The sequence below is a fragment of the Pseudomonas sp. RIT-PI-q genome, assembly GCF_001297125.1.
Classification (GTDB): domain Bacteria; phylum Pseudomonadota; class Gammaproteobacteria; order Pseudomonadales; family Pseudomonadaceae; genus Aquipseudomonas.
This window is the reverse complement of record NZ_LHPC01000077.1, coordinates 153,331-177,831: the sequence shown is the minus strand read 5'-3', so window position 1 is coordinate 177,831 and position 24,501 is coordinate 153,331. Positions and strand designations below refer to the sequence as shown.

The following is a 24,501-nucleotide window of genomic DNA, read 5'->3' as shown; positions in this document are numbered from 1 at the left end:
TTTCGGGTTCCGGTTCCAGGACCCTTAAGCGGGATTTACAGACAAGTGGCCAGTACTCGCACAAGCTTTTGCGCGCGCGGATCCATCAAGACGTACGGCCCTAAGGTATTTGTCACAAAGCCGAAGGCTACATCGTGTTCCGGATCAGCAAAACCGATGGAACCGCCGGCGCCCGGATGGCCGAACGCACGCGGGCCAAGGCCGTAAGTGGCGTTGGGGACGTCCGGTTGATCGAGCATGCAACCCAGGCCGAAACGGGTCCGGGTCAGTAAAGTCTTGTCCTCGCCGAGGCTGTGTTCACGTGTCAGCTCGTCGAGCATTTCGCTTTCCAGCAGGCTGCCGTCGAGCAGCCCGGCGTAGAACCCGGCCAGGCTGCGGGCGTTGCCGTGGCCATTGGCCGCCGGCTGCTGCATGCGCCGCCACTCGGGTTTGTTGGTGCTGGTCATGATCGACGGCGGGTTGGTGAAGGCTCGGGTGGTCATGGCCGTCGGCTCGCGCATGGTCACTTGCAGCAAGCGCTGGGCTGCGGCATCGCCGATGTTGCCCTTGCCACGAGCGATGTGCGCCACGCGGTGAAATTCCGAGTCTGCCAGACCGACATGGAAATCCAGACCCAACGGCTTCGCCACCCGCGCCACGATGGACTCACCGGGTCCACGGCCATCGGCGCGACGCAGCAACTCGCCGACCAGCCAGCCATAGGTAATCGCGGCGTAACCGTGGCCTTCGCCCGGCGTCCACCACGGCGTTTCAGCGGCCAGGGCGTCGACCATGGTTTGCCAGTCGTAAAGCGCTTCCGGGGCCAGCAACTCGCGCAGCGCCGGCAGGCCGGCCTGATGGCAGAGCAATTGGCGCAACGTCACGGCGTCTTTGCCGGCAGCGGCGAATTCCGGCCAGTAGCGGGCAACCGGGGCGTCCAGTTGCAGCTTGCCTTCGGCCACCAATTGTAGGGCGGTGACGGCGGTAAAGGTCTTGGTACAGGAGAACAGGTTGGCGATGGTGTCGCTGTGCCAGGCTTCGAGGCCATCCTTGTCGGCGCTACCGGCCCAAAGATCGACGACAGTTTCGCCACCGATCTGGATGCACAACGCTGCGCCACGTTCCTGAGGATCGTCGAACAGCGCGGCGAATGCTTCGCGCACCGCTTCGAACTTAAGCTCGTAAAAACCCTGAATCTGCACCCGCAACTCCCCGGATATAAGGCTGTAAAGTGGCCCGCATTGTTCCAGCCATTGAAGGATTTGGGAACAGGGGCGGGCTGGGCGGTCGGTTGCCCTTGGTATTGATCGAAAATTTATGGTGCCTATCAGGCCGCCATCGCGGGCAAGCCCGCTCCCACAATGGTCAGCGTGAACCTTGTGGGAGCGGGCTTGCCCGCGATGAACGATGACTCGGTTTCAGGTGTTAATGGCCATTGCCCGAATGCCCACCCGCATGCCCAGCGCCCTGCCCCGCCCCTTTGCCGGCGTCGCCTTTGCGGCCGCCGCCCGCATCGTTGCCGGATTTGTCGGCCGTGGTCATCTGCGCCTCTTTGCCCAACTGATCGACGGTCGCCAGGTTGCTCTTGCGCACACTGTCGACAAATCCCTGGAACGGCAGATCGGTAATGCCCACCAGTCCGAAGTGACCATTCTCGCCATCCAGCAGGCGCCCGGTCACCGGTTGATCGAGGTATTGGAACCAGTGCACCCCGACAATCGAAGGCTCGCTCATCGCCTGCTTGAGGAAATTGGCGTAAGCCGGGCCGCGATCTTCTTCCTTGGCCAATTGCGTCACGCCGCCCCAGAACGGGCCGCGATCGGTCGAGCCGAAGTTGAACTCGGTGATCAGTACCGGTTTGTCCAGGTTGCGCAGTGTGGCGAAGTCATAACCGTCCTGCGGTTGCAGGGTGTACATATTGAAGCTCAACACGTCGCAATACTGGGCGCAGGACGCCACTGCTTCCGGGGTGCTGATGGCAAAGCGGCCGCCCAGCAACAGCTGATTCGGCGCATGCCACTTGAGCGAGTCGGAGATGGTCTTGAAGTAGGTGTCGGCGAAGACCTTCTGGAAGTATTTGAAGTCGGCTTCGATTTCCGGGTGTTCGGCGCTCGGCAGCGGCGGCACGAAGCCTGGGTCTTCCATCAACTCCCAGGCTGGCAGGTCGATGCCCCAGGCTTTGGAAAGACCGGCCTGGTTGCGATATTTGTCGCGCAATTGCTTGAGGAACGCACGTTTGGCCGGCACATCGGTGGTCATCTTCAAGGTGCCGTAGGCCAGCGCATAGCGGGCTTTCGGATCGTCGCCGGGGCCGGCCCAGGCCAGTTCGTTGTCGGCAAAGTAGCCGATCAGCCACGGATCGTCGCGATGGTCGCGGGCCGCGATGGCCACGGCACGCTCGGTGGCCATGGCGAAACGCGGGTCGAACGGGTCAGGCATGCCGCCCCACCAGTCGGTGCCGGTGCTGATGCTGGCGTAATCGCCAACAATCGACAGCGGCAGGGTGTACGGAACGCGGTCGGTGCTGCCCAGCGCCGGAGCGCTCCAGTTGCCGATGGTGTTGAAACCCCAGGCTTGCAGGCGATCCAGGGTGTGGCCAGCCCAGCGCTGTTCATCAACCAGCGCTTTGCACGGTTCGGCCGGTGTTTGCTCGGCTGCTTTCGCGGCCGTCGCTTCGACTGCGCCGGTCTTGGCGGCCTCGGCGACACCGGCTTCGGCCGTCGTAGGCGCAACCGGTTGCTCGGCAGCCTTGTCGGCCGTCGCCTCAACCGCATCGGCCTTGGCCGCTTCGGCAACACCGGCCTTCGTCTCGCTGCCCAACGCGCAAGGTGCGCCATATAAGCGCTGCAGGTTGGCACCATAGAAATCGTACCAGCGGCCGGCGTTGTAGCTCCGGCCCTGATCGACGCCGTTGCCGCCACGGTTGTCGCCTTCGCCGTAGTGGCTGGCCAGCACCTCGTCGGGTTTGGGCAGGGACTCGAACATCCACTCGCGGCCGGCGATGTAGGTCTGGTTAACGTCCGGGGTAACGGTGTTGACCCCCAGGGAATAGAACGGATGCCCTTGCGGCGTCACCAGATACCAGCGACCGTCACGCTTCTCGGTGCGAAAAAAGCCGCTGGCCTTGAACGCCGGGCCTTTGTTCAAGCCACCGAATTTGTCGAGGGACGATTTCTCGCGCTCGGCCAGCCAGGTTTTCAGCTGCTGCTGTTCCTTGGCGGCGGCGCTTTTCAGTTGCTCATCGCTGCTGACTTTTTCCGGCCATTTGGCCCGGGTCGATTGGCCGTAAGCGCCCCCCAGACCGCCGTAAGCGGCTTTGGTCACGGCCTCGCCGTCCTGCACACCGAAGCGTTCCAGCAGGATGCTCTGGGCCACTTTCGGTTGATCCATCGACAAGCTCACCGACACCACTTGGCTGCGATCCAGTTCACCGCTGCTGTTGGCCAGCAGTACGCGCTGGCCATCGACATTCATCGGCATTGGTGGGCCGGCTTTCATGCCTTGGCTCAAGGGTGTGCTGGCGACCAACGGCACTAACAGGGTTTGCGCCGGGCCCGCCGGCAGATCGACGCGGCTGATCAGCGTCTTGCCATCGTTGCTCTGGATTTTCACGTAGAGCGTCACGGCCCAGTTCATCGCACTCTGGATTCGCAGGCTCATGACGCCCGACTGCGACCAGTCCCAGGCGCCGGTTTGCGGGGTCAGGCGCAAGGTCGGCTGGGCCACCGGATTGAAGGTCACCCGGCGCAGCACTTCGCCTTCGGCCGTTTGCTCGGCATTGGATTGCGGCAGGCTGGCGTCCTGAGTCGCGATCTGGACGACGTCGGCGGGGCGTACAAAGTTGAACAGCGTCTGCTGGGCAGCAGGGGCCGCCAGCAACGGGGCTGCGAACATCAGGGCAAAAACGGCAGGCAGCGAACGGCGAATCATGAGAACGAAATTCTCCCTAACGGCCATCAATGGCCAGTGGAAAAGCGATGGTAGAGAGATAGACAACGCGGTGGGCACATTTGCCCACCGGTGTTTCAGGAAATTTCACGACGGAAGGGAGGCAACGCATTGAGGATCGCCTTGCCGTAGCGCTGGGTCACCAGACGCCGGTCGAGCAAGGTGATGGTGCCGCGGTCTTCTTCGGTACGCAGCAAGCGCCCGCAGGCCTGGACCAGTTTCAGCGAGGCATCCGGCACGGAGATTTCCATGAACGGATTGCCGCCCCGCGCCTCGATCCACTCGGCGAGGGCCGCTTCGACCGGATCATCCGGCACCGAGAACGGAATCTTCGCGATCACCACGTGCTCACAATACGCACCGGGCAAGTCGACGCCCTCGGCAAAACTTGCCAGGCCGAACAGCACGCTGGAATCCCCGCCATCAACCCGCGCCTTGTGCTTGTTCAGGGTTTCCTGTTTCGACAGGTTGCCTTGAATGAACACTTGCTTGCGCCAGTCGCGGTCGAGACCGTCGAACACGTCCTGCATCTGTTTGCGCGAAGAAAACAGCACCAACGTGCCGCGCGAACCTTCCACCAGTGCCGGCAAATCACGAATGATCGCGGCGGTATGGGCTGGCGCATCCCGTGGGTCGGCTTTCAGGTCCGGCACCCGCAGTACACCGGCATCGGCGTGGTGGAACGGGCTAGGGACCACGGCAGTCACGGCTTTTTTCGGCAGGCCGGCGCGCATGCGGAAACGGTCGAACGTCCCGAGTGCAGTCAACGTCGCCGAGGTCACCAGTGCACCGTAAGCCACGTTCCACAGATTGCGCCGGAGCATTTCCGCCGCAAGGATCGGGCTGGCGTTGACCTCAATGTCGAACAGCGAACCGCTTTCGGCGAGGGTCAGCCAACGGGCCATGGGCGGATTGTCTTCCGGGTCTTCAGCGGTAAACGCGCCCCACAACTCCCAGTTGCCCGAAGAGCGCGACAACAGGCTGCCAAACAGTGGATACCACTCTTCGGCCTGGTTGCTGGCGATGCCGATGTTGACCTCGCCATCCATGCCTTCCTTGAGCAGCTCGGTGAGCCGGGTGAACAGGTCGGTCAGACGGGCGAACGCTTTTTTCAGTTCGACGCCCATTTCGCGCATGTGCTCGGGAATCACCCCGCCGACGAAACGGTGACGCGGCCGCTCGCGGCCTTCGACGTCTTCGCCGGGTTTGAAGTCGGCGACCTGCTCACACGCGGTGAACATGAACTGCTGCTGGGTTTTGATCTCGCGGGCCAGTTCAGGCACCTGCTCGATCAACTTGCCCAGGTCACCCGGCAATGGATGCTGGGCCAGCAGTTTGGTGAGGTTCTTGGCGGTGGTTTCCAGCCAGTCGGCGGTGGAACGCAGGCGCGTGTAATGAGCGAAGTGACCGATGGCCTTGTCCGGCAGGTGGTGGCCTTCGTCGAAGACGTAGATGGTGTCGCGCGGGTCCGGCAGAACAGCGCCGCCGCCGAGGGCCAGGTCGGCCAACACCATGTCGTGGTTGGTGACGATCACGTCGACCTTGCCCATGCCTTCGCGGGCCTTGTAGAAGGCGCACTGGCCGAAGTTCGGGCAATGGCGGTTGGTGCACTGGCTGTGATCGGTGGTCAGGCGCGCCCAATCGGCGTCTTCCAGGGCGGTGGACCAGCTGTCGCGGTCGCCGTCCCACTTATTGCCGGCGAGCTTCTCGATCATGCTGGTGAACAGCTTCTGACTGGCCTCATCGACTTCGATCTTGAAGCCTTCTTCTTCGAACAACTGCGCCGTGGCGGTTTGCGCGTGACCTTCCTGGAGCAACATGTCGAGCTTGGACAGGCACATGTAGCGCCCGCGCCCCTTGGCCAGGGCGAAGCTGAAATTCAGCCCGCTGTTGCGCATCAGGTCCGGCAAGTCCTTGTAGACGATCTGCTCTTGCAGGGCCACGGTGGCCGTGGCGATGACCAGGCGTTTGCCCGCGGCTTTGGCGGTGGGAATCGCCGCCAGGCTGTAGGCCACGGTTTTGCCAGTACCGGTGCCGGCTTCCACCGCGACAATCGCGGGGTCGCCACTGCGCCGGCCTTCGTCGTCGGTGTCGATGTCACCGAGGACCTTGGCAATTTCGGCGATCATCAGGCGTTGGCCGTAGCGCGGTTTCAAGCTCTTGGCTTCGAGAAAACGCGAGTAGGCGCCCTGGATCGTGGTTTTGAGTTCAGTGCTGATCATGGATTGTCGGGCGCAAAAAACGCTGGATAAATTTTCAGTGGTTTGGTTCGGCGGCTATCATACCGCGCTAATTAATCCCGCGCAGAACGGAGTACCTCAATGACCGCCTTTAGCTTTGTTTATAGCCTGCATATCCTCGCCGCACTGGTGTGGGTGGGCGGCATGTTTTTCGCCTGGATGGTCTTGCGCCCCGCGGCGATGAAGGCACTGGAAGGCCCTGCCCGGCTGAAGCTGTGGGTAGAAGTGTTTCAAGGTTTTTTCCGCTGGGTCTGGGTCGCGGTGGTGCTTTTGCCGATCAGCGGTGTGGGCATGATTCATCTGCAATACGCCGGGTTTGAAACCGCGCCGCGTTACGTGCAGGTAATGATGGGGTTGTACGTGGTGATGACCGCGCTGTTTATCCGGATTCAGGCGTTGTTGCTGCCGGGACTGCGCACGGCGGTGACGGCACAGGATTGGCCGACCGGGGCTGCGGTGCTGGGGAAGATTCGTAAGTTGGTGGGGATCAATCTGATTGTCGGGTTGGTGTTGGTGGCGATTGCAGCGGCGCGGCCGATGTTTTGAGGCGACTGGGCTGACGCCTTCGCGGGCAAGCCTCGCTCCTACAGGGTTCGCAGTGATCCCTGTGGGAGCGGGCTTGCCCGCGATAGCGATCGATCAGACAACACAAAACTCAGAAACGTCTTACAACCGCTGAACCGTCACCGAACCCGCCGCCCCCGCAGGCCCTGGCTGGCCATCAGCGCCAGGACGTCCGCTCTTGCCGCCATCGGCCTTGTAGACAAAGCAGCCCTTGGCCTTGCCACCCGCCCCCGGCTTACCGCCAGGCCCTGCAACACCACCGGCACCGCCGGCGACCTGAACCTTGATCTGCTGCGCCGGGTAATCGCGCGGCACTTCCAGTCGAACCAGCGCGCCCGGCGCACCGGCCTGGCCGTCACTGCCATCGCTGCCATCGGCACCGCGACCGGCCTGGCCCCAGGTGCAACCCGGCGGCTGACCGTTGGCCCCGTCAAGACCGACAAAACCCGGCGCACCCGCACCGCCGCGAGCGTCGACCGACAATTGTGGCGCGTTCAGCGCCTTGATCTGTAAATTCAGATTGCGCCCGGAGCGGGCAGCCTTGAGATAAGTCCCCGGCGCGCCGCGAGCGGTAATCTGACTGCCTTCAGACAACTGGGCACGGCTCACCTTCAACTCCAGCGTCTTTTCGCTTGGCACGATAGCGATCCGCGCGTCCCGGCCCAGGTGCAATTCGCCAACGGAGACTTCGGTCACATTCGAAGGAATCAGCAACGTGCCGTAATCGGCGACTTCCAGGCGTTCCAGTTGCAAGGTGCTGGCGGTGTTGGGCAAGCGCATCAGCGAGTTGGTTTCGACGCTGACAACCTGAGCGCAGGCCCATGGGCTGACGAGTGCAGCGAGCAGACAGAGTTTACGCATGGGAAGCCTTCGGTGCGGTCGGAGCCGGGATGGTTTGCAGGTGGAAAACGCCAAAGAAAAGGATCTTCAAGCGATCAAGCCAAGGATGGGCGCGACCTCTGAGGCTGCGATAACAGAACAGCGTTTCAAGAAGATGGAGCCCTGCCAGCAGGCTGCCGGCCAGATCGACCAACAGATGCAGAGGATTGACAAACGGCATGAGCTGATTGACCAGCACCACCAACCAGAACAGCAGGGTCAACAGCTTCCCCAGCCCCCAAAACACCTTCATACGCTCCCCCGTTGAGAATTATTCTTTGCGCGCACAGTAACGGCTTCCACGCGGGATAAGCCAGAGGGCAACAGAAAATTCTTCGCAAAGGCCACCGAATGGCCGTCGGGGCGACTGTAATTGTCGTCCGACGGCTCTATTACGTGGCTCAGCGGTTGATGTGCAACTCCACGCGACGGTTTTTCGCCCGCCCTGCTTCTGTTTCGTTGTCGGCCACAGGCTGGCTTTCACCCTTGCCCTCGCTAGTGAGTTTGTTGGGCGCCAGGCCCTGGCTCAACAGGTAGGCCGCCACACTGCTGGCGCGGCGCTCCGAGAGTGCCTGGTTATAGGCATCCGTACCCTTACTGTCGGTATGACCGACGACCTTGATGCTCACCACATCGGCGCTCTGCAGTTTGGGCATCAGCGCATCCAACTGACTCTGCGCGGAGGGCGTCAGTTCGTACTTGTTGAAGGCAAACAGCACGTCGCCGGGCAACGTGATGACTTCCGGCTCCACCGGTGCGACAGGTTTTACGCTGACCGGGTATTGCGGCAACGGACAACCGTGATGTTCGACGGGAGTATTGGCGGGTGTGTCAGGGCAGCGATCACGTCGATCGAAAACACCATCGCCGTCTTCGTCGCCATCCTGGGCGTAACAGATCAAGCCACCGGTCAAGATACCGAGCGCTGCCCCCCCGCCCCCCCACCCGCCCCTTTCGAGCGCGCCCAGGCCTCCGCCGACCAGTCCGCCGATGACGCTGCAGATCGGCCAGGTGCGTTGATTGAGGGGGGCGGTGCCATCGCTGTGAGTAGCGCAACCGGTCATCAGGCTGCCAAGCAGCAGAACCGGCAAGACGGTCCGTGTGAGAACACTCATGGTGAAAGCTCCTGTGTTACCGGCCAATACCGGTTACACAGGAGTAAAGACCCGCATCCGCGACTGCACAAGCCGCGGAGTGTACGGGGCCTAGCGGTTGATTTTGATTTCCGTGCGACGGTTCAACGCGCGGCCATCAGCGGTTTTGTTATCGGCAACCGGCTGGCTTTCACCGGCACCGGTCACAGACACGAACTCGCTGCGGGGTACGCCTTGGGAAATCAGGTATTCAACCACCGAGTGTGCACGACGATCCGACAGTTTCTGGTTGTAGGCATCACTGCCCACGCTGTCGGTGTGACCGGTCACGGTCAGTTGGGCGGTGCTGGACTCCTGCTTCAGGCGAGTGGCGATTTTATTGAGCACCTCTTTGTCGGCAGGGGTCAGCGTGGCCTTGTCGAACTGGAAGTGAACATCACGGATGACAATGACTTCTTCCTTGACCACCACCGCCTCTTCGACCACTGGTGCAGGCACAGGTGGAGGGCAACCATCGGCATCGACCTTCACGCCTCTAGGCGTACCGGGGCACTTGTCGCGGCTGTCCGGCACACCATCGCCGTCTTCGTCGCCATCACCGTGAACCCAGCAATAGGCCGCAGCCGTGCCGCCGACGAGCAGCGCGCCATACCCTGCCCATGCCGAGCTCTCGGTCGCGCCGAGCCCCGCGCCCACGACACCACCGACCGCCGCACAGGTCGGCCAGTCGGTTTTCTGCAAACCTGCGCAACCAGTCAACACACTGGTTAGCAGAACCAAGGGTAATGCTGTCCGAACTATGCTCATCTAGTTTTCTCCTGAGGGATCGGCTTAGAACCGATTCAGGTAGTAAAGACCCGAGTTTTAATCTCCGCCAGCAATAGGCCATTGCTGTTTTTTCCAGTGTTCACGGGAGTTCGCTGCTTTTTGCGGTAAGACGCTCTAGGCCCGAACCTTCGGGCAAGCTAGTCTTGGTGCTCTGATTGAGGATCTTCGATGATTGCAGGTATTTCTTCGCGTACCCCGCAGCAAGCGCTGGCCGCTTTGCTTGATCGTTACGCCCCCGCGCGTCTGCTGCTGATTGGCGCCAGCGAGTTCCCGGCGCTGGAAGCCTTCAAGCTTGCGCACCCGGACAGCAGCGTGGCTCACGCGGCACCGGGGCCGTTGCCTGCCGAGCTGGCGGCACGGCGGTTCGATCTGGCGCTGGTGGTCGATTGCCTGGAACATTTGCCCAAGCGCGATGGCCTGAACCTGTTAGGCGGGATCCGCAACCTCAATGCCAGTCGCATCGCGGTGCTGGCGGACTTGCCGGCCAGCGGCTGGCAGGAAACTGATTTTTTCTCCCTGGCGCTGCAGGCCAGCGAGCGCTTCCAGCGAGATGAGCAAGTCCTGACCCTGTTCACCTATGATCTGCTTGACTACAAACAAGTACCCGACTGGCTCAACTCACGCTTCTGGGCCAATCCGGAAAACTTCGGGAAATATTGGTGGTAACGCAATGAGTACATCTATTTGCCCTTGCGGCAGCGGCACGCTGCTCGATGCCTGTTGCGGTCATTACCACGCAGGGCATCCGGCGCCTTGTGCCGAAGCCTTGATGCGTTCGCGCTACAGCGCTTACGTGCTGGGCCTGATCGACTATCTGGTGGCGACCACTCTGCCCGCGCAACAAGCCGGTCTGGATCGTCAGTCCATCAGCGACTGGAGCGCCCGAAGCACCTGGCTGGGTCTTGAGGTGGAAAGCTCTGAAGTCTTCGGCGGCCAACCGGAACACGCCTTCGTGACCTTCACCGCGCGCTGGCACGACGGCGCCGGCGAGCACAGCCACCGCGAGCGCTCGTCGTTCGTACAGAACACCGGCCACTGGTATTTCATCGACCCCACCGTACAACTCAAGGCCGGGCGCAACGATGCCTGCCCCTGCGCCAGCGGGCAGAAATTCAAGAAGTGTTGCGCGGGGTATTTCGGCAGTTGAGGTGATCTCGTGGCGGGATGATTTCCCTGTAGCAGCTGGCGAAGCCTGCGTTCGGCTGCGAAGCAGTCGCAAATCCTGCTGACTCGGTCTACCTGAAATACCGCGTTGCCTGAGTTTACGACTGCTTCGCAGCCGAACGCAGGCTTCGCCAGCTGCTACAAGGGAGGAACATCAACATGACCACCCAGCGGCGCGTCTTACAGATGCTCACCCTGCTCGTGTTTCTCGGGCTCGGCGGCTGTGCGTCCTGGTTCAGTGGCGATGAACCGGAGCCGCAGGTGCATCTGGTCAAGGTCGAGGTCGTCCAGGCCAAACTCATGCAGCAACGATTCCTCCTGCACTTTCGCGTCGACAATCCCAACGACAGCGACCTGACGGTGCGTGGCATGGAGTACCGCATTCATCTGGGGGGCATATTGCTGACTGAAGGCGAGCACGAACACTGGTTCACAGTCGGCCCAAAACGCAGTGCCTACTTCAAGGTGCCGATCCGCACCAACCTGTGGCCCAAGGTTCGGGATCTGGTGAAACTGCTGAAAAAACCCGACCAGCCCATTCCCTATCGTCTGGAAGGTGAACTGGAAACCGGTTTATTCATCGCGCACTACGTGCACCTGGCGCGTAATGGCGTGATAATCGCCGCCGATTTAATTCCGGAGCAAAACCGATGACCCAGCAACCCCATGTCCATGGTCCTGACTGCAACCACGATCATGACCATCACGAGAACCATGATCACGACCATGGCCATGTCCACGGCCCGAACTGCGGCCACGCCCACCAGGAACCGGTGCGCAACGCCCTGAAAGACGTCGGCCGCAACGACCCTTGCCCATGCGGCAACGGCAAGAAATTCAAGAAGTGCCACGGCGCTTGATGCTTCGGGCGAAGAGCTTCTTCGCCTGTTGAATCGCCTTCGCGAGCAAGCCCGCTCCCACATGTGATCCGGCTCGCCCCACTCCTTGTAGGAGCGAGGCTTGCCCGCGAAGAACGATGACGCGGTGTATCTGCATGACCGAGGTGCCCCTTTCGCGGGCAAGCCTCGCTCCTACAGGATTTCTGTTGTGCAGACGACCGTGGCATACTCGCCATGCAGATTCCCCAACGACATCGCATGCACCTCTTCGGCGCAATGGGCTTTACCGAAGTAGTCAGCCTTGTCGAAAGTAAAACACGCATCCTCCACCACCCATGCCTCAAACCCCAGGTTGCCGGCCGTTCGCGCCGTGGACTCCACCGAGTTGTGCGTCGCCACACCAACGATGACCACCTGATCGATCCCCGCCTCACGCAATCGCTGCTCCAGCCCCGTCGAACAAAACGCATCCGGCACCCGTTTCTGAATCAGCTGCTCACCGGCCTGTGGCTGGAACCGCTCCTGAAACTCCACACCTGATTGCTCCGGCCAGAACACCGACTCCGGGGAATGGGACAAGTGCTGCACGTGAATCACCGGCCGCCCGGTTCGACGCCAATGCGCCAATAACGCCAGCATCCGCTCCTCGGCCTGAGGATTATTTCGGCGACCGAGCCGGGGCTCCAGGATGCCTTTTTGTTGATCGATGATGATCAGCGCCGTGTTTGTCTTGAGCTCCATGCCGACTTTTCTCCTGTGGGGTCATTGAATTTCACCCACTTCAGCATCACCTCTTCCTACAGGCAAGCTATCGAACGCAAACAGGACGACCTGATGCCGGCGTTTGCTGTCCGCACGTAACGACGTCTCTTGATTTGGAGCACTCCATGATCGACCTGTATTACTGGACCACCCCTAACGGCCACAAAATCTCGATATTCCTGGAAGAAGCCGGCCTGCCGTACAACGTTTACCCGATCAACATCAGCAAAAACGAGCAGTTCCAGCCGCACTTTCTGAAAATCTCCCCGAACAACAGAATCCCGGCCATCGTCGATAATGAGCCCGCCGAGGGTGGCGAGCCTTTATCAGTGTTCGAATCCGGAGCCATCCTGCTGTACCTGGCGGAAAAAACCGGCAAGTTCCTGCCCAAGGATCTGCGGGGTCGCCAGCAAGCGTTGCAATGGTTGTTCTGGCAGATGGGCGGCCTGGGGCCGATGGCCGGGCAGAATCATCATTTCAGCCAGTTCGCCCCGGAGAAAATCCCTTACGCGATCAAGCGCTACATCGATGAAACCGCGCGCCTGTATGGGGTGCTCGACAAGCAACTGGCGAACCATGAGTTCGTCGCCGGCAGCGAGTACAGCATTGCCGACATGGCCATTTACCCGTGGATCGTTTCCCACAAGTGGCAAAGTCAAAATCTGGAAGACTTCCCTAATGTGCTGCGCTGGTTCAACCACATCCAGAGCCGTCCGGCGACGGTGAAGGCGTATGCCTTGGCCGCCAAGATTAATCCGCCTAAATCCTGATCGAAGATCAATAGATCGCAGCCTCGTTTCACTCGACAGCTCCTACACGGTTTTGCATTCCCCTGTAGGAACTGTCGAGTGAAACGAGGCTGCGATCTTTTGCCTTTGGTAGACAAATCCTGAAATAACCTGATACCCCGCTTGCGCGGCCACCTCCTGCTCACTAACGTAGCGCCTTTATTGCGCCTCTACCTCCGCAGGAGCTTTGCCATGGCCTCGCCAGCCCTTACACATTTTCTTCCCCGGTTCGGCGTAGCCGCAGCAGTGGCCGGTGTTTTGAGCCTGACCGGTTGTCAGACCTGGAACACCCAGGACACCCTCCCGCCCACCGTCGGCGTGCAGCCGCTCAAAGGTCTGGCCCAGAACGTTTCGGTGCGCCGCAATGCCATGGGCATGCCGCTGATCGAAAGCAACAGCTTCCACGACGCGCTGTTCGCCCTCGGCTACGTACACGCCAGCGACCGCATCACCCAGATGGTCACCCTGCGCCTGCTGGCCCAAGGCCGTTTGGCGGAAATGTCCGGCTCGGACCTGCTCGACGCCGACCGCTACATGCGTGCGGTCAACCTGAAGAAAAGTGCCGGCGAGCTGTACAAGGCGTCTTCGCCGCGCCTCAAGCGCTTCTTCGAAGTCTATGCGCGCGGGGTCAACGCCTACCTCTTCCGCTTCCGCGACAAACTCCCGGCCGACCTGATGGCCAGCGGTTACAAGCCTGAATACTGGCAGCCGGAAGATTCGGCGCTGATTTTCTGCCTGCTGAACTTCAGCCAGTCGGCCAACCTGCCGGAAGAAATTTCCTCGCTGGTGCTGGCCCAGACCGTCAGCAACGACAAGCTGCCCTGGCTGGAACCGTCCGCTCCCGACGAAAAACTGCCGTTGGGCGAAGGCGAAAAACTTCAAGGCATCAAACTCAACGGGCAAATCCCGGGGCTTACCGAAGTCAGCAAAGCCACACGCCAGCTGTCCGATCTGAATCTGCTGGGCGCCACGTCATCCAACAACTGGGCCATCGCCCCGCAACGCAGCCGCAGCGGTAAAAGCCTGCTGGCCAGCGACAGCCACGGGCCGTTGGGCGTGCCATCGTTGTTCAGCTACGTGCAGATTCGTGCGCCGAAATACCAGGCTTCCGGCGTGACCATTGCCGGGTTGCCGATGGTCCTGGGCGGTTTCAACGGCAAAGTGGCCTGGAGCATGACCTCGGTCATGGGCGACAACCAGGACCTGTTCCTGGAGAAAATCAAACGCCAGGGCAACGGGCTTTCCTACGAAGTTGGCGGTAAATGGCAGCCGGCCATCGTGCGTAACGAAACCTTCTTCGTCAAAGGTCAGCGACCGGTTCGCGAAGCCGTCTACGAAACCCGTCACGGGCCGCTGCTCAACAGCGCCCAGGGCACCGCGTTGGGCAATGGCTTTGGCCTGGCCTTGCAAACGCCGAACTTCACCGACGACAAAACCCTGGACGCGTTTTTCGACCTGTCCCGTGCACAAACCGTCGAGAAAGCCTCGGACGCCAGCCGTGAAATCCGCGCCATCGCCCTGAACCTGGTGTTTGCCGATGCCAGCAACATCGGCTGGCAAGTCACCGGGCGCTACCCGAACCGTCGCGAAGGTGAAGGCCTGCTGCCATCGCCGGGCTGGGAAGGTCGCTACGATTGGGACGGTTACGCCGACCCGATGCTCCATCCGTATGACCAAGACCCGGCCCAAGGCTGGCTCGGCACCGCCAACCAGCGGGTCATTCCCCACGGCTACGGCATGCAGCTGTCCAATTCCTGGTCGGCACCGGAACGTGGCGAACGCATGGCGGAACTGGCCGGCGTGGGCAAACACGACACGCGCAGCCTGATCGCCATGCAATACGACCAGACCACCACGTTTGCCGCCAAACTGAAGAAAATGTTCGCCGCACCGGGCATGTCCCAGCCGCTGAAACAGGCTATTGAAGCCTTGCCGGGGGCCGATCGCGACAAGGCTCGCGAGGCTTTCACGCGCTTGATGGCCTTCGACGGCAAACTCGGCCCGACTTCCGCCGACGCGGCGATTTACGAGTTGTTCCTTCAGCAAAGCACCCAGCAAATATTCCTCGACGAGCTGGGTCCGGAAAGCAGCCCGGCGTGGCAGGCCTTTATCGCCAACGGCAAGTTGTCCTACGCGGCCCAGGCCGATCACCTGCTGGGGCGCGAGGACAGTCCGTTCTGGGATGACTTACGCACCGCGCAGAAAGAAGACAAACCGGCGATCCTCGCCCGCAGCCTGGCGGCGGCCATTACGGCCGGTGACAGCCAGTTGGGCGGCGACCGCAAAGCCTGGCAGTGGGGCAAACTGCACCGCTACGAGTGGAAAAACGCCAGCGGCCAGACCGTGCGCGGACCACTCGCGGCCGGTGGCGATCACACCACACTCAATACCGCGGCGTTCGCCTGGGGGCAGGACTTCAACACGACGCTGGCGCCCGCCATGCGCTTTATCGTCGACTTCGGCCAGGCCGAACCGCTGATGGGCCAGAACGGCACTGGTCAATCCGGCAACCCGGCCAGCCCGAACTACCTCGACAGCATCGATCCGTGGCTCAAGGGCCAGTACATGAGCTTGCCGATGCAGCCGCAGAACTTTGACAAGGTGTATGGGAGCAAGCGTCTGACGCTGACACCTGGCAAGTAAGTCAAAAGACCAGATCAAAAGATCGCAGCCTCGTTGCACTCGACAGCTCCTACAAGGTGTACGCCATCCCATGTAGGAGCTGTCGAGTGCAACGAGGCTGCGATCTTTTGCGTTTAAACGCTGAAACAATCAATAGAACTTCTCGCCTCGCGCCCACCTCATAGCTAACAAGTCCCCCCATTTTGGTAACAGACATGGACCTTGTTATCGCTCGCCCCGAAGGTTTGTATTGCCCGGCCGGGGATTTCTACATCGACCCCTGGCGCCCGGTCGAGCGGGCGGTCATCACCCACGCCCACGGCGACCATGCCCGCACCGGCAACCGGCACTATCTGGCGGCGGCGCCCGGTGCAGGGATTCTGCGTGCGCGACTGGGCCAGGACATTGATCTGCAAACCCTGGCGTACGGCGAGTCATTGCTGCATCACGGCGTGACACTGAGTTTTCACCCCGCCGGCCACGTCCTCGGTTCGGCTCAAGTGCGGCTGGAATATCAGGGTGAGGTGTGGGTTGCCTCGGGGGACTACAAGATCGAACCCGACGGCACCTGCGCGCCCTTCGAACCGGTGCGCTGCCACACCTTCATCACCGAATCGACATTCGGCCTGCCGATTTATCGCTGGCAACCACAGGCGCAGGTCTTTGCCGAGATCAACCAGTGGTGGCAGGCCAATGCCGCCGTCGATAAAACCAGCGTGCTGTTTTGCTATTCCTTCGGCAAAGCCCAGCGCATTCTCCACGGGATTGACGCCAGTCTCGGCCCCATTTTGGTGCATGGCGCCGTGGAACCGCTGAACCGGGTTTATCGCGAGAGCGGTGTTTATCTACCGCCAACGATCTACACCAACGAGGTAAAAAAGAGCGACCCGATGATGCGCAAGGCGTTGGTGCTCGCTCCGCCGTCCGCGAGTGGCAGCAGCTGGATGCGCCGCTTCGGCGACTACAGCGATGGCTTCGCCAGCGGCTGGATGCGCTTGCGTGGCACACGACGGCGGCGCGGCGTGGACCGCGGCTTCGTGTTGTCCGACCACGCCGACTGGCCGGGCTTGTTCTGGGCGATCGAACAGACCGCTGCCGAACGGGTGATGGTCACCCATGGCTCGGTTGGGGTACTGGTCCGCCATCTGCGTGAGCAAGGGCTCGATGCGCAGAGTTTCAACACCGAATACGGCGACGATGAGGAAGAAATCCAAAGCGTGGAGCCTGAAAGCGCCGAGGCGCTGCCATGAAGGCTTTCGCCGAGTTGTATGCCGAGCTCGACGCCACGACGTCGAGCAACGCCAAACTGGCGGCGATGCAACACTACTTCGCCGAAGCTGCGCCGGAAGATGCCGCATGGGCGGTGTACTTTCTGTCGGGCGGGCGACCTCGCCAATTGGTGCCTGTGCGCATTCTGCGTGAGCTCGCCGAGACGGTTTCCGGACTGGCGCCGTGGCTGTTCGAAGAAAGTTATCAGGCGGTGGGCGACCTGGCGGAAACCATCTCGCTGGTGCTGCCCGAAGCGCTGCACAGTTCTGACGACGGACTGGCCGTCTGGATGGAAGACAAACTGCTGCCGCTGCGCGGTGAAACCCCGCAGGTCCTCGCCGAAAAGTTGCCAGCCCTGTGGGCGCAACTCGACCGGCAAAGCTTGATGGTCTGCATCAAACTGATCACCGGCAGCTTCCGCGTTGGCGTGTCCAAATTGCTGGTGACCCGTGCCCTGGCGGCCATGGCACACCTCGACAGCAAGCGCGTGGCTCAACGGCTGGTGGGTTACACCGACCTGTCGAACCGCCCGAGCGCCGCCAGTTACCGGAAGCTGATCGCTGCCGAATCGTGCGACGAGCACGCGCAACGGGGCGGCCAGCCGTATCCGTTTTTCCTCGCCCACGCCCTGTCGCAACCGGTTGACCAGTTCGAAGCCCTGCTCGGCCCGGCCAGCCAATGGCAAGTGGAATGGAAGTGGGACGGCATCCGCGCGCAGGTGGTCAAGCGCGATGGACGCCTGTGGATCTGGTCGCGCGGCGAAGAGCTGGTCACCGAACGCTTTCCCGAACTCGATAGTCTGGTTCACGGTTTGCCCGACGGCACGGTGATCGACGGAGAAATCGTTGCCTGGAACTCCGTACAACCGGACACAGAAGATGCCTTCAATCCGCAATCGCCAACCTCGCCCTCGGTACAACCGTTCGCGTTGTTGCAACAGCGGATCGGCCGCAAAACCCTGGACAAGAAAATCCTCGATGCGGTGCCGGTGGTGGTCCTCGCTTATGACTTGCTGGAGTGGCAGGGCGAAGACTGGCGCAACCGGCCTCAAGCCCAACGTCGCACTCAACTGGAGCAGGTGATCAAAACCTGCGCGAACCCGGTGTTGTTGCCCTCGCCGGTGCTCACCGGTGAAGACTGGTTTGACCTCGCCCGGCAGCGCGAAGCGTCCCGCAGCCTGGGGGTCGAAGGCATGATGCTCAAGGCTCGGGATGCGCTGTATGGCGTCGGTCGGACTAAGGACATGGGCGTCTGGTGGAAGTGGAAAGTCGACCCGTTCAGCGTCGATGCGGTGCTGATTTACGCGCAACGCGGTCATGGCCGCCGCGCCAGTCTCTACAGTGATTACACCTTTGCCGTGTGGGATGGCCCGCCCGATGCCAGCGAACGCACGCTGGTGCCGTTTGCCAAGGCGTATTCAGGGCTCACCGATGAAGAAATGCGCCAGGTCGACAGCATCGTGCGCAAGACCACCGTCGAGAAATTCGGGCCAGTGAGCAGTGTCAAACCGAGCCTGGTGTTTGAGTTGGGGTTCGAGGGGATCGCCTTGTCCAAGCGTCATAAAAGCGGCATTGCGGTGCGGTTTCCGAGGATGTTGCGCTGGCGGCAGGACAAGTCGGTCGAAGAGGCCGACAACCTCGGAACGTTGCAGAATCTGCTCGGCTAACCCCCGCCTTCTGTAGGAGCGAGCTTGCTCGCGAAGTGGTGTCAGTCAACTTAAATGTGCCTGATACACCGCCTTCGCGAGCAAGCTCTGCTCCTACAGGAGATTGGCAATTTGAATCATTTTGGTGCGGCTATTTTCCTATGCCCGTTTTCGTGCATAAATCTCCCCCAGCCATTTCTTGAATCACCTTTTAAACGCTTGTTCGGCACTCTGGTTCGGAAATTGCTACTTTCATTGAGTCTTACGCTTTCCAGTAACAATAATTCTGCGCCACAAGCGCTCATATTGGTTCTTAGGGATTGAATAATGAAAAAAGCATTGCTGACCCTTTCTGCACTGGCGTTGTGCATGGCTGCCGGCTCCGCCATGGCAAAGGAATACAAAGAATTGCGTTTTGGCGTTGACCCTTCCTATGCACCGTTCGAGTCGAAAGCGGCTGACGGTAGCCTGGTGGGCTTCGACATCGATCTGGGGAACGCAATCTGCGCCGAGCTGAAGGTCAAGTGCAAATGGGTCGAAAGCGATTTCGACGGCATGATTCCGGGCCTCAAGGCCAATAAATTCGACGGCGTGATCTCTTCGATGACCGTCACCGAAGCCCGCGAAAAAGTCATCGACTTCTCCAGCGAACTGTTCTCCGGCCCAACCGCTTACGTGTCGAAGAAAGGTTCTGGCATTACCACCGACGTGGCTTCACTCAAGGGCAAAACCGTCGGCTACGAACAAGGCACCATCCAGGAAGCCTACGCCAAAGCCGTTCTGGACAAGGCTGGCGTGAAAACCCAGGCCTATCAGAATCAGGATCAGGTGTATTCCGACCTGACTTCCGGTCGTCTCGACGCCGGGGTCCAGGACATGCTGCAAGCCGAATTGGGCTTTTTGAAGTCGCCACAAGGTGCCGATTACGAAGTCAGCAAGCCGATTGATGCGCCCCTGCTGCCAGCCAAAACAGCTATCGGTATCTCTAAAGGTAACAAAGACCTCAAGGCACTATTGGATAAAGGTATCAAAGCGTTACACGACGATGGCACCTACGCCACCATTCAGAAGAAACACTTTGGCGATCTGAATCTGTACAGCGGCAAATAATGCCCGGCGCCCATCTCGCGGTGGGCGCTTTTTTTACTCGATCAGGTTGCTGATTTATGTTCGAAAACCTATTACAAAACCTGGGGCTCTCAGCCTTCAGCCTCAAGGGCTTCGGTCCTTTGCTGTTGGAAGGCACCTGGATGACCATCAAATTATCGGCGTTGTCGCTGCTGGTGGCCGTTTTACTCGGCTTGCTGGGCGCCAGTGCCAAACTGTCGAAATCCAAATTGTTGCGCTTTCCGGCCCAGCTCTACACCACGCTGATTCGCGGCGTACCGGACCTGGTGCTGATGCTGCTGATCTTCTACAGCCTGCAAACCTGGTTGACGACGTTCACCGAGTACATGGAATGGGAATACATCGAGATCAACCCGTTCAGCGCCGGGGTCATCACCCTGGGCTTCATTTACGGCGCGTACTTCACTGAAACCTTCCGCGGGGCGATTCTTGCCGTGCCGCGGGGTCAGGTCGAAGCAGCCACGGCCTATGGCCTCAAACGCGGCCAGCGCTTCTGGATCGTGGTGTTCCCGCAGATGATGCGTTTCGCCCTGCCGGGCATCGGTAACAACTGGATGGTGATGCTCAAGGCCACCGCCCTGGTATCGATCATCGGCCTCGCCGATCTGGTCAAGGCTGCCCAGGATGCCGGTAAAAGCACCTATCAACTATTTTACTTTCTGGTGCTCGCTGCGCTGATTTACCTGCTGATCACCAGTGCATCCAACTTCGTCCTGCGCAAGCTTGAACGCCGCTACGCCGCCGGATCCCGGGAGGCCGTACGATGATCGAACTCTTGCAGGAATACTGGAAACCCTTCCTTTATACCGACGGCTACCACATCACCGGCCTGGCCATGACCATGTGGCTGCTCAGTGCGTCGATCTTCATCGGTTTCCTGGTGTCGATCCCGCTGTCCATCGCCCGGGTTTCACCGCACTTCTACGTCCGCTGGCCGGTGCAGTTCTACACCTACCTGTTCCGCGGTACGCCGTTGTATATCCAGCTGCTGATCTGCTACACCGGGATCTACAGCCTGGCGGCAGTGCGCGCCCAACCGGTACTGGATGCGTTCTTTCGCGATGCGATGAACTGCACCATCCTGGCCTTCGCCCTGAACACCTGCGCCTACACCACGGAGATTTTCGCCGGGGCGATTCGCAGCATGAATCACGGTGAAGTCGAAGCGGCCAAAGCTTACGGTCTGACAGGCTGGAAGCTGTATGCCTACGTGATCATGCCTTCGGCCCTGCGTCGCTCGTTGCCTTATTACAGCAACGAAGTGATCCTGATGCTGCACTCGACCACCGTGGCCTTCACCGCGACCATCCCGGATATCCTGAAAGTCGCTCGGGACGCCAACTCGGCGACCTTCCTGACCTTCCAGTCGTTCGGCATCGCCGCGCTGATCTACCTGACCGTTACCTTTGCGCTGGTCGGCCTGTTCCGCCTCGCCGAACGTCGATGGCTGGCCTTCCTCGGGCCGACTCACTAGGGCCCAAGCTTCCTGGAATAAGACAAATGCGCCACCAGATTCATGACTTGCTGGCCCCGCTGCCGGGGACCGCACGACAGATCCACAGTTTCCACTTCGGCCCCTCGTCGGCCAAAGGCAAGATCTACATCCAGGCATCCCTGCATGCCGATGAAATGCCCGGCATGCTGGTCGCCTGGCACCTCAAGCAGCGTCTGGCGGAGCTGGAAGCCGCCGGGCGCCTGCGCAGCGAAATCGTCTTGGTGCCCGTGGCCAACCCGGTCGGCCTGGAACAGGTGCTGATGGATGTGCCGCTGGGCCGCTACGAGCTCGAAAGCGGGCAGAACTTCAATCGCTGGTTCGTCGATCTGAGCGAAGAAGTCGGCAACGCGATCGAAGGCCAGCTCGGCGACGATCCGCAGCACAACCTCGAACTGATCCGCAGTAGCTTGCGCAACGCGCTGGCCAGGCAAACCGCCGGCACTCAACTGCAATCCCAGCGTCTGACCCTGCAACGGCTGGCCTGCGATGCAGACATGGTGCTGGATCTGCACTGCGACTTCGAAGCCGTCGCGCACCTTTACACCACGCCCGAGGCCTGGCCTCAGGTCGAGCCGCTGGCGCGTTACATCGGGGCCGAGGCGAGCCTGCTGGCCACCGATTCCGGCGGCCAGTCGTTCGACGAATGCTTCACGCTGCTCTGGTGGCAGTTGAAAGAGCGCTTCGGCGAACACTTCGACATTCCGCCAGGCAGTTTCTCGGTCACCGTCGAATTGCGTGGCCAGGGCGACGTCAATCACCCATTGGCCAGCCTCGACTGCCAGGCGCTGATCGATTACCTGATGCACTTCGGCGCCATTGCTGGCGAACCCGCCCCACTGCCCGAGCTGCCCTACCCGGCCACACCGCTGGCCGGTGTTGAACCGGTGGCAACGCCTGTCGGTGGATTGCTGGTGTTCACCGCGCTACCGGGCGAGTACCTGGAAGCCGGGCAGTTGATTGCCGAAATCATTGACCCGATCTCTGATCGCGTCACTCCCGTTCATTGCACCGCCGCCGGGTTGATGTACGCCCGTTCGCTGCGTCGCATGGCCACTGCCGGCATGGTGATCGCGCACGTCGCGGGCACCGAAGCCTATCGCAGCGGCTACCTACTTTCGCCTTGAGGATGCATGCCCCATGTACAAACTGACCATCGAAGGCCTGCATAAAAGCTATGGCGATCATGAAGTACTCAAAGGCGTTTCGCTCAAGGCCAACACCGGCGATGTCATCAGCCTGATCGGCGCCAGCGGCTCGGGCAAAAGTACCTTCCTGCGCTGCATCAACTTCCTCGAACAACCCAACGACGGCAGCATGAGCCTGGACGGGCAGAACATCCGCATGATCAAGGATCGTCACGGCATGCACGTGGCCGACGCCGATGAACTGCAGAAGATCCGCACCCGTCTGGCCATGGTGTTCCAGCACTTCAACCTGTGGAGCCACATGACGGTGCTGGAAAACATCACCATGGCCCCGCGCCGGGTGTTGGGTTGCAGCAAGCAAGAAGCCGAAGACCGCGCCCGACGCTACCTCGACAAGGTCGGCCTGGCCGCCCGCGTGGCAGACCAATACCCGGCATTCCTTTCCGGCGGCCAGCAGCAACGGGTCGCCATTGCCCGCGCGTTGGCCATGGAACCGGAAGTCATGCTGTTCGACGAACCGACCTCGGCGCTCGACCCGGAACTGGTGGGTGAAGTGCTCCGAGTGATCCAGGGCCTGGCCGAAGAAGGCCGGACCATGATCATGGTGACCCACGAAATGAGCTTCGCCCGCAAGGTATCGAGCCAGGTGCTGTTTCTGCACCAAGGGTTGGTGGAGGAAGAGGGCGCGCCGGAAGACGTGCTGGGCAGGCCGAAAAGTGAGCGGTTGAAGCAGTTCCTGAGCGGTAACCTGAAATAAAAATCGCAGGATTCGCCCGCTACTACGATTCCCTGTAGGAGCTGGCGAAGCCTGCGATCTTTTGATCTCGCTTTTCGTCTGCCCTCAAAAAGATCGCAGCCTTCGGCAGCTCCTACAAAGTGCAGGTCGCCAGCCGAATGGTTTCAGGCAACGGGGGCTGGAGGCGGCTCATCCGGCAGGGTGGGCTCACCGGGTTCCTGTGGTTGTTCGTTAGGGGTATCGGGATCAGGCTGGCCGGGGATGCCCCCTGCCATGCTGATTGGCGGATGTGCCAACAAGGACCAGGCCAAGACGCCAACCTGATTGGGCTCAAGCCTGGCCAGTTCAGCACTTATTCGCGGATCGATCTTCATAAAGCACTCCTGAGCAATGGCCCGGTCCGCTGTAGGCGAACCGGGCAGTACACCCCAATAGAGTGTCTACCCGCTCAAGAATTCCCGCTAGCTGCCAGATGAATGGATCAGGTGCGTGGCAGGGTGACGCCGAGCTGGCCCTGATACTTGCCGCCACGGTCCTTGTAGGAGACTTCGCACTCTTCGTCGGATTCGAAGAACAACATCTGTGCGACACCTTCGTTGGCGTAGATTTTCGCCGGCAACGTGGTGGTATTGGAGAACTCCAGGGTCACGTGGCCTTCCCACTCGGGCTCAAGCGGCGTCACGTTGACGATAATGCCGCAACGGGCGTAGGTGCTTTTACCGAGGCAGATCGTCAGCACATTGCGCGGGATGCGGAAGAATTCCACGGTGCGCGCCAGGGCGAAGGAGTTCGGCGGAATGATGCAGACGTCGCTCTTGACGTCGACGAAGCTCTTCTCGTCGAAGTTCTTCGGATCAACGGTCGCCGAATTGATGTTGGTGAACACTTTGAATTCATCGGCGCAACGCACGTCGTAGCCGTAGCTCGACACACCGTAGGAAATCACTCGCTCGGCGCCTTCGCCGCGCACCTGACGCTCGACGAAAGGTTCGATCATGCCGTGCTCTTGCGCCATGCGGCGAATCCACTTGTCCGATTTGATGCTCATGGCGGGTGTCCTGAATAGCGAGGTGGAAAAATTCTGTCCGGCATCTTACCGGGGCGCGCCGCCGGGTTCAAAGTCCGGGGAACATTTCTCGGCGATCCCCCCGTAATTTCCGGGCCTTCGCCGCAATGCAGTGCACCGTCAGTCACGAAAACAGAGAAACCTTCGCAGGAAGCATTGGCACGTTCCGGAAAAAGGGTTAAGGTGGCGCCACTGTGCTGCTTGTGTCACTGAGAATCTCTACACGATATGTTGAATTTCGATCCAACCATCTACAAGAATTTTTCCTGCTCTTTGCACTCAGTCTCGGCCAGGGTTCTTCCTGCGTCGC

The 24,501-nt window shown here is 60.7% G+C and carries 24 protein-coding genes; 14 read left to right on the top strand and 10 right to left on the bottom strand.

Translation table 11 applies throughout. The features are described from left to right. Positions 1-35 precede the first annotated feature (35 nt). The 3 genes from AEQ67_RS32610 to dinG form a co-directional block, all read right to left on the bottom strand. Positions 36-1,181: a serine hydrolase domain-containing protein gene (locus AEQ67_RS32610; RefSeq protein WP_059407936.1), complete on the bottom strand. Its 1,146-nt coding sequence runs from the start codon at positions 1,179-1,181 to the stop codon at positions 36-38. 223 nt (positions 1,182-1,404) lie between these two features. After that, positions 1,405-3,909 carry a beta-galactosidase gene (locus AEQ67_RS32605; RefSeq protein WP_059407932.1) on the bottom strand — a complete coding sequence of 835 codons (2,505 nt, stop codon included), beginning with the start codon at positions 3,907-3,909 and terminating at the stop codon, positions 1,405-1,407. 95 nt (positions 3,910-4,004) lie between these two features. After that, positions 4,005-6,149 (bottom strand): ATP-dependent DNA helicase DinG, encoded by a 2,145-nt coding sequence (gene dinG, locus AEQ67_RS32600; RefSeq protein ID WP_059407930.1) that lies wholly within the window; start codon positions 6,147-6,149, stop codon positions 4,005-4,007. 99 nt (positions 6,150-6,248) lie between these two features. Here dinG and AEQ67_RS32595 point away from each other — a divergent pair, with 99 nt between their 5' ends. Beyond that, positions 6,249-6,713 carry a CopD family protein gene (locus tag AEQ67_RS32595; protein WP_059407928.1) on the top strand — a complete coding sequence of 155 codons (465 nt, stop codon included), beginning with the start codon at positions 6,249-6,251 and terminating at the stop codon, positions 6,711-6,713. A 120-nt stretch (positions 6,714-6,833) separates the two neighbouring features. On the opposite strand, the gene AEQ67_RS32590 is transcribed toward AEQ67_RS32595, so the two are convergent. From AEQ67_RS32590 to AEQ67_RS32575, 4 genes are all read right to left on the bottom strand, one after another. Continuing rightward, on the bottom strand, positions 6,834-7,592 hold the full coding sequence (locus tag AEQ67_RS32590; RefSeq protein WP_059407927.1) for a collagen-like triple helix repeat-containing protein: 759 nt from the start codon (positions 7,590-7,592) through the stop codon (positions 6,834-6,836). Continuing rightward, positions 7,585-7,863: a DUF1145 domain-containing protein gene (locus tag AEQ67_RS32585; protein WP_059407926.1), complete on the bottom strand. Its 279-nt coding sequence runs from the start codon at positions 7,861-7,863 to the stop codon at positions 7,585-7,587. Before AEQ67_RS32585 ends, AEQ67_RS32590 begins: the two co-directional genes overlap by 8 nt. 148 nt (positions 7,864-8,011) lie before the next feature. Further along, positions 8,012-8,725, bottom strand: a complete 714-nt coding sequence (locus AEQ67_RS32580; RefSeq protein WP_059407924.1) for an OmpA family protein — start codon at positions 8,723-8,725, stop codon at positions 8,012-8,014. Between the two features lie 90 nt (positions 8,726-8,815). Beyond that, positions 8,816-9,511 (bottom strand): OmpA family protein, encoded by a 696-nt coding sequence (locus AEQ67_RS32575; protein ID WP_059407923.1) that lies wholly within the window; start codon positions 9,509-9,511, stop codon positions 8,816-8,818. A 189-nt stretch (positions 9,512-9,700) separates the two neighbouring features. On the opposite strand from AEQ67_RS32575, the gene AEQ67_RS32570 reads away from it, so the two are divergent. The 4 genes from AEQ67_RS32570 (at position 9,701) to AEQ67_RS32555 (ending at position 11,556) form a co-directional block, all read left to right on the top strand. Beyond that, positions 9,701-10,198 (top strand): DUF6231 family protein, encoded by a 498-nt coding sequence (locus AEQ67_RS32570; protein ID WP_059407922.1) that lies wholly within the window; start codon positions 9,701-9,703, stop codon positions 10,196-10,198. Positions 10,199-10,202: 4 nt separating this feature from the next. Further along, a complete protein-coding gene (locus tag AEQ67_RS32565) occupies positions 10,203-10,679 on the top strand; it encodes a YchJ family protein (protein WP_059407921.1) in 477 nt (158 codons plus the stop codon). 176 nt (positions 10,680-10,855) lie between these two features. Further along, positions 10,856-11,350 carry an LEA type 2 family protein gene (locus AEQ67_RS32560; protein ID WP_059407920.1) on the top strand — a complete coding sequence of 165 codons (495 nt, stop codon included), beginning with the start codon at positions 10,856-10,858 and terminating at the stop codon, positions 11,348-11,350. Beyond that, a complete protein-coding gene (locus AEQ67_RS32555) occupies positions 11,347-11,556 on the top strand; it encodes an SEC-C metal-binding domain-containing protein (protein WP_059407919.1) in 210 nt (69 codons plus the stop codon). Before AEQ67_RS32560 ends, AEQ67_RS32555 begins: the two co-directional genes overlap by 4 nt. 171 nt (positions 11,557-11,727) lie before the next feature. Here AEQ67_RS32555 and AEQ67_RS32550 read toward each other — a convergent pair whose 3' ends face one another. Then, positions 11,728-12,276 carry a cysteine hydrolase family protein gene (locus tag AEQ67_RS32550; RefSeq protein WP_059407917.1) on the bottom strand — a complete coding sequence of 183 codons (549 nt, stop codon included), beginning with the start codon at positions 12,274-12,276 and terminating at the stop codon, positions 11,728-11,730. A 146-nt stretch (positions 12,277-12,422) separates the two neighbouring features. On the opposite strand from AEQ67_RS32550, the gene AEQ67_RS32545 reads away from it, so the two are divergent. The 9 genes from AEQ67_RS32545 (at position 12,423) to AEQ67_RS32505 (ending at position 23,146) form a co-directional block, all read left to right on the top strand. Next, complete coding sequence (locus AEQ67_RS32545) at positions 12,423-13,067, top strand: glutathione binding-like protein (RefSeq protein WP_059407915.1); 645 nt, start codon at positions 12,423-12,425, stop codon at positions 13,065-13,067. A gap of 210 nt (positions 13,068-13,277) precedes the next feature. After that, the gene (locus tag AEQ67_RS32540) at positions 13,278-15,728 is read left to right on the top strand and encodes a penicillin acylase family protein (protein ID WP_059407913.1); all 2,451 of its coding nucleotides are present in this window, start codon (positions 13,278-13,280) and stop codon (positions 15,726-15,728) included. A 194-nt stretch (positions 15,729-15,922) separates the two neighbouring features. After that, complete coding sequence (locus AEQ67_RS32535) at positions 15,923-16,957, top strand: ligase-associated DNA damage response exonuclease (protein WP_059407910.1); 1,035 nt, start codon at positions 15,923-15,925, stop codon at positions 16,955-16,957. Continuing rightward, the gene (locus AEQ67_RS32530; protein WP_059407909.1) at positions 16,954-18,642 is read left to right on the top strand and encodes an ATP-dependent DNA ligase; all 1,689 of its coding nucleotides are present in this window, start codon (positions 16,954-16,956) and stop codon (positions 18,640-18,642) included. Before AEQ67_RS32535 ends, AEQ67_RS32530 begins: the two co-directional genes overlap by 4 nt. Positions 18,643-18,948: 306 nt before the next feature. Next, positions 18,949-19,731: a transporter substrate-binding domain-containing protein gene (locus AEQ67_RS32525; protein ID WP_059407907.1), complete on the top strand. Its 783-nt coding sequence runs from the start codon at positions 18,949-18,951 to the stop codon at positions 19,729-19,731. Between the two features lie 56 nt (positions 19,732-19,787). Continuing rightward, positions 19,788-20,516 carry an ABC transporter permease gene (locus tag AEQ67_RS32520; RefSeq protein ID WP_059407902.1) on the top strand — a complete coding sequence of 243 codons (729 nt, stop codon included), beginning with the start codon at positions 19,788-19,790 and terminating at the stop codon, positions 20,514-20,516. Beyond that, positions 20,513-21,223, top strand: a complete 711-nt coding sequence (locus tag AEQ67_RS32515) for an ABC transporter permease (RefSeq protein ID WP_059407899.1) — start codon at positions 20,513-20,515, stop codon at positions 21,221-21,223. Before AEQ67_RS32520 ends, AEQ67_RS32515 begins: the two co-directional genes overlap by 4 nt. Positions 21,224-21,249: 26 nt before the next feature. Further along, positions 21,250-22,368 carry a succinylglutamate desuccinylase/aspartoacylase family protein gene (locus tag AEQ67_RS32510; protein ID WP_059407897.1) on the top strand — a complete coding sequence of 373 codons (1,119 nt, stop codon included), beginning with the start codon at positions 21,250-21,252 and terminating at the stop codon, positions 22,366-22,368. A gap of 13 nt (positions 22,369-22,381) precedes the next feature. Next, positions 22,382-23,146, top strand: a complete 765-nt coding sequence (locus AEQ67_RS32505) for an ABC transporter ATP-binding protein (protein ID WP_059407895.1) — start codon at positions 22,382-22,384, stop codon at positions 23,144-23,146. Positions 23,147-23,289: 143 nt separating this feature from the next. Here the strand turns inward: AEQ67_RS32505 and AEQ67_RS32500 are convergent, their stop codons facing one another. After that, the gene (locus AEQ67_RS32500) at positions 23,290-23,499 is read right to left on the bottom strand and encodes a hypothetical protein (protein WP_059407894.1); all 210 of its coding nucleotides are present in this window, start codon (positions 23,497-23,499) and stop codon (positions 23,290-23,292) included. Between the two features lie 107 nt (positions 23,500-23,606). Further along, positions 23,607-24,173 (bottom strand): dCTP deaminase, encoded by a 567-nt coding sequence (gene dcd, locus AEQ67_RS32495; RefSeq protein WP_007947207.1) that lies wholly within the window; start codon positions 24,171-24,173, stop codon positions 23,607-23,609. Positions 24,174-24,501 lie beyond the last annotated feature (328 nt).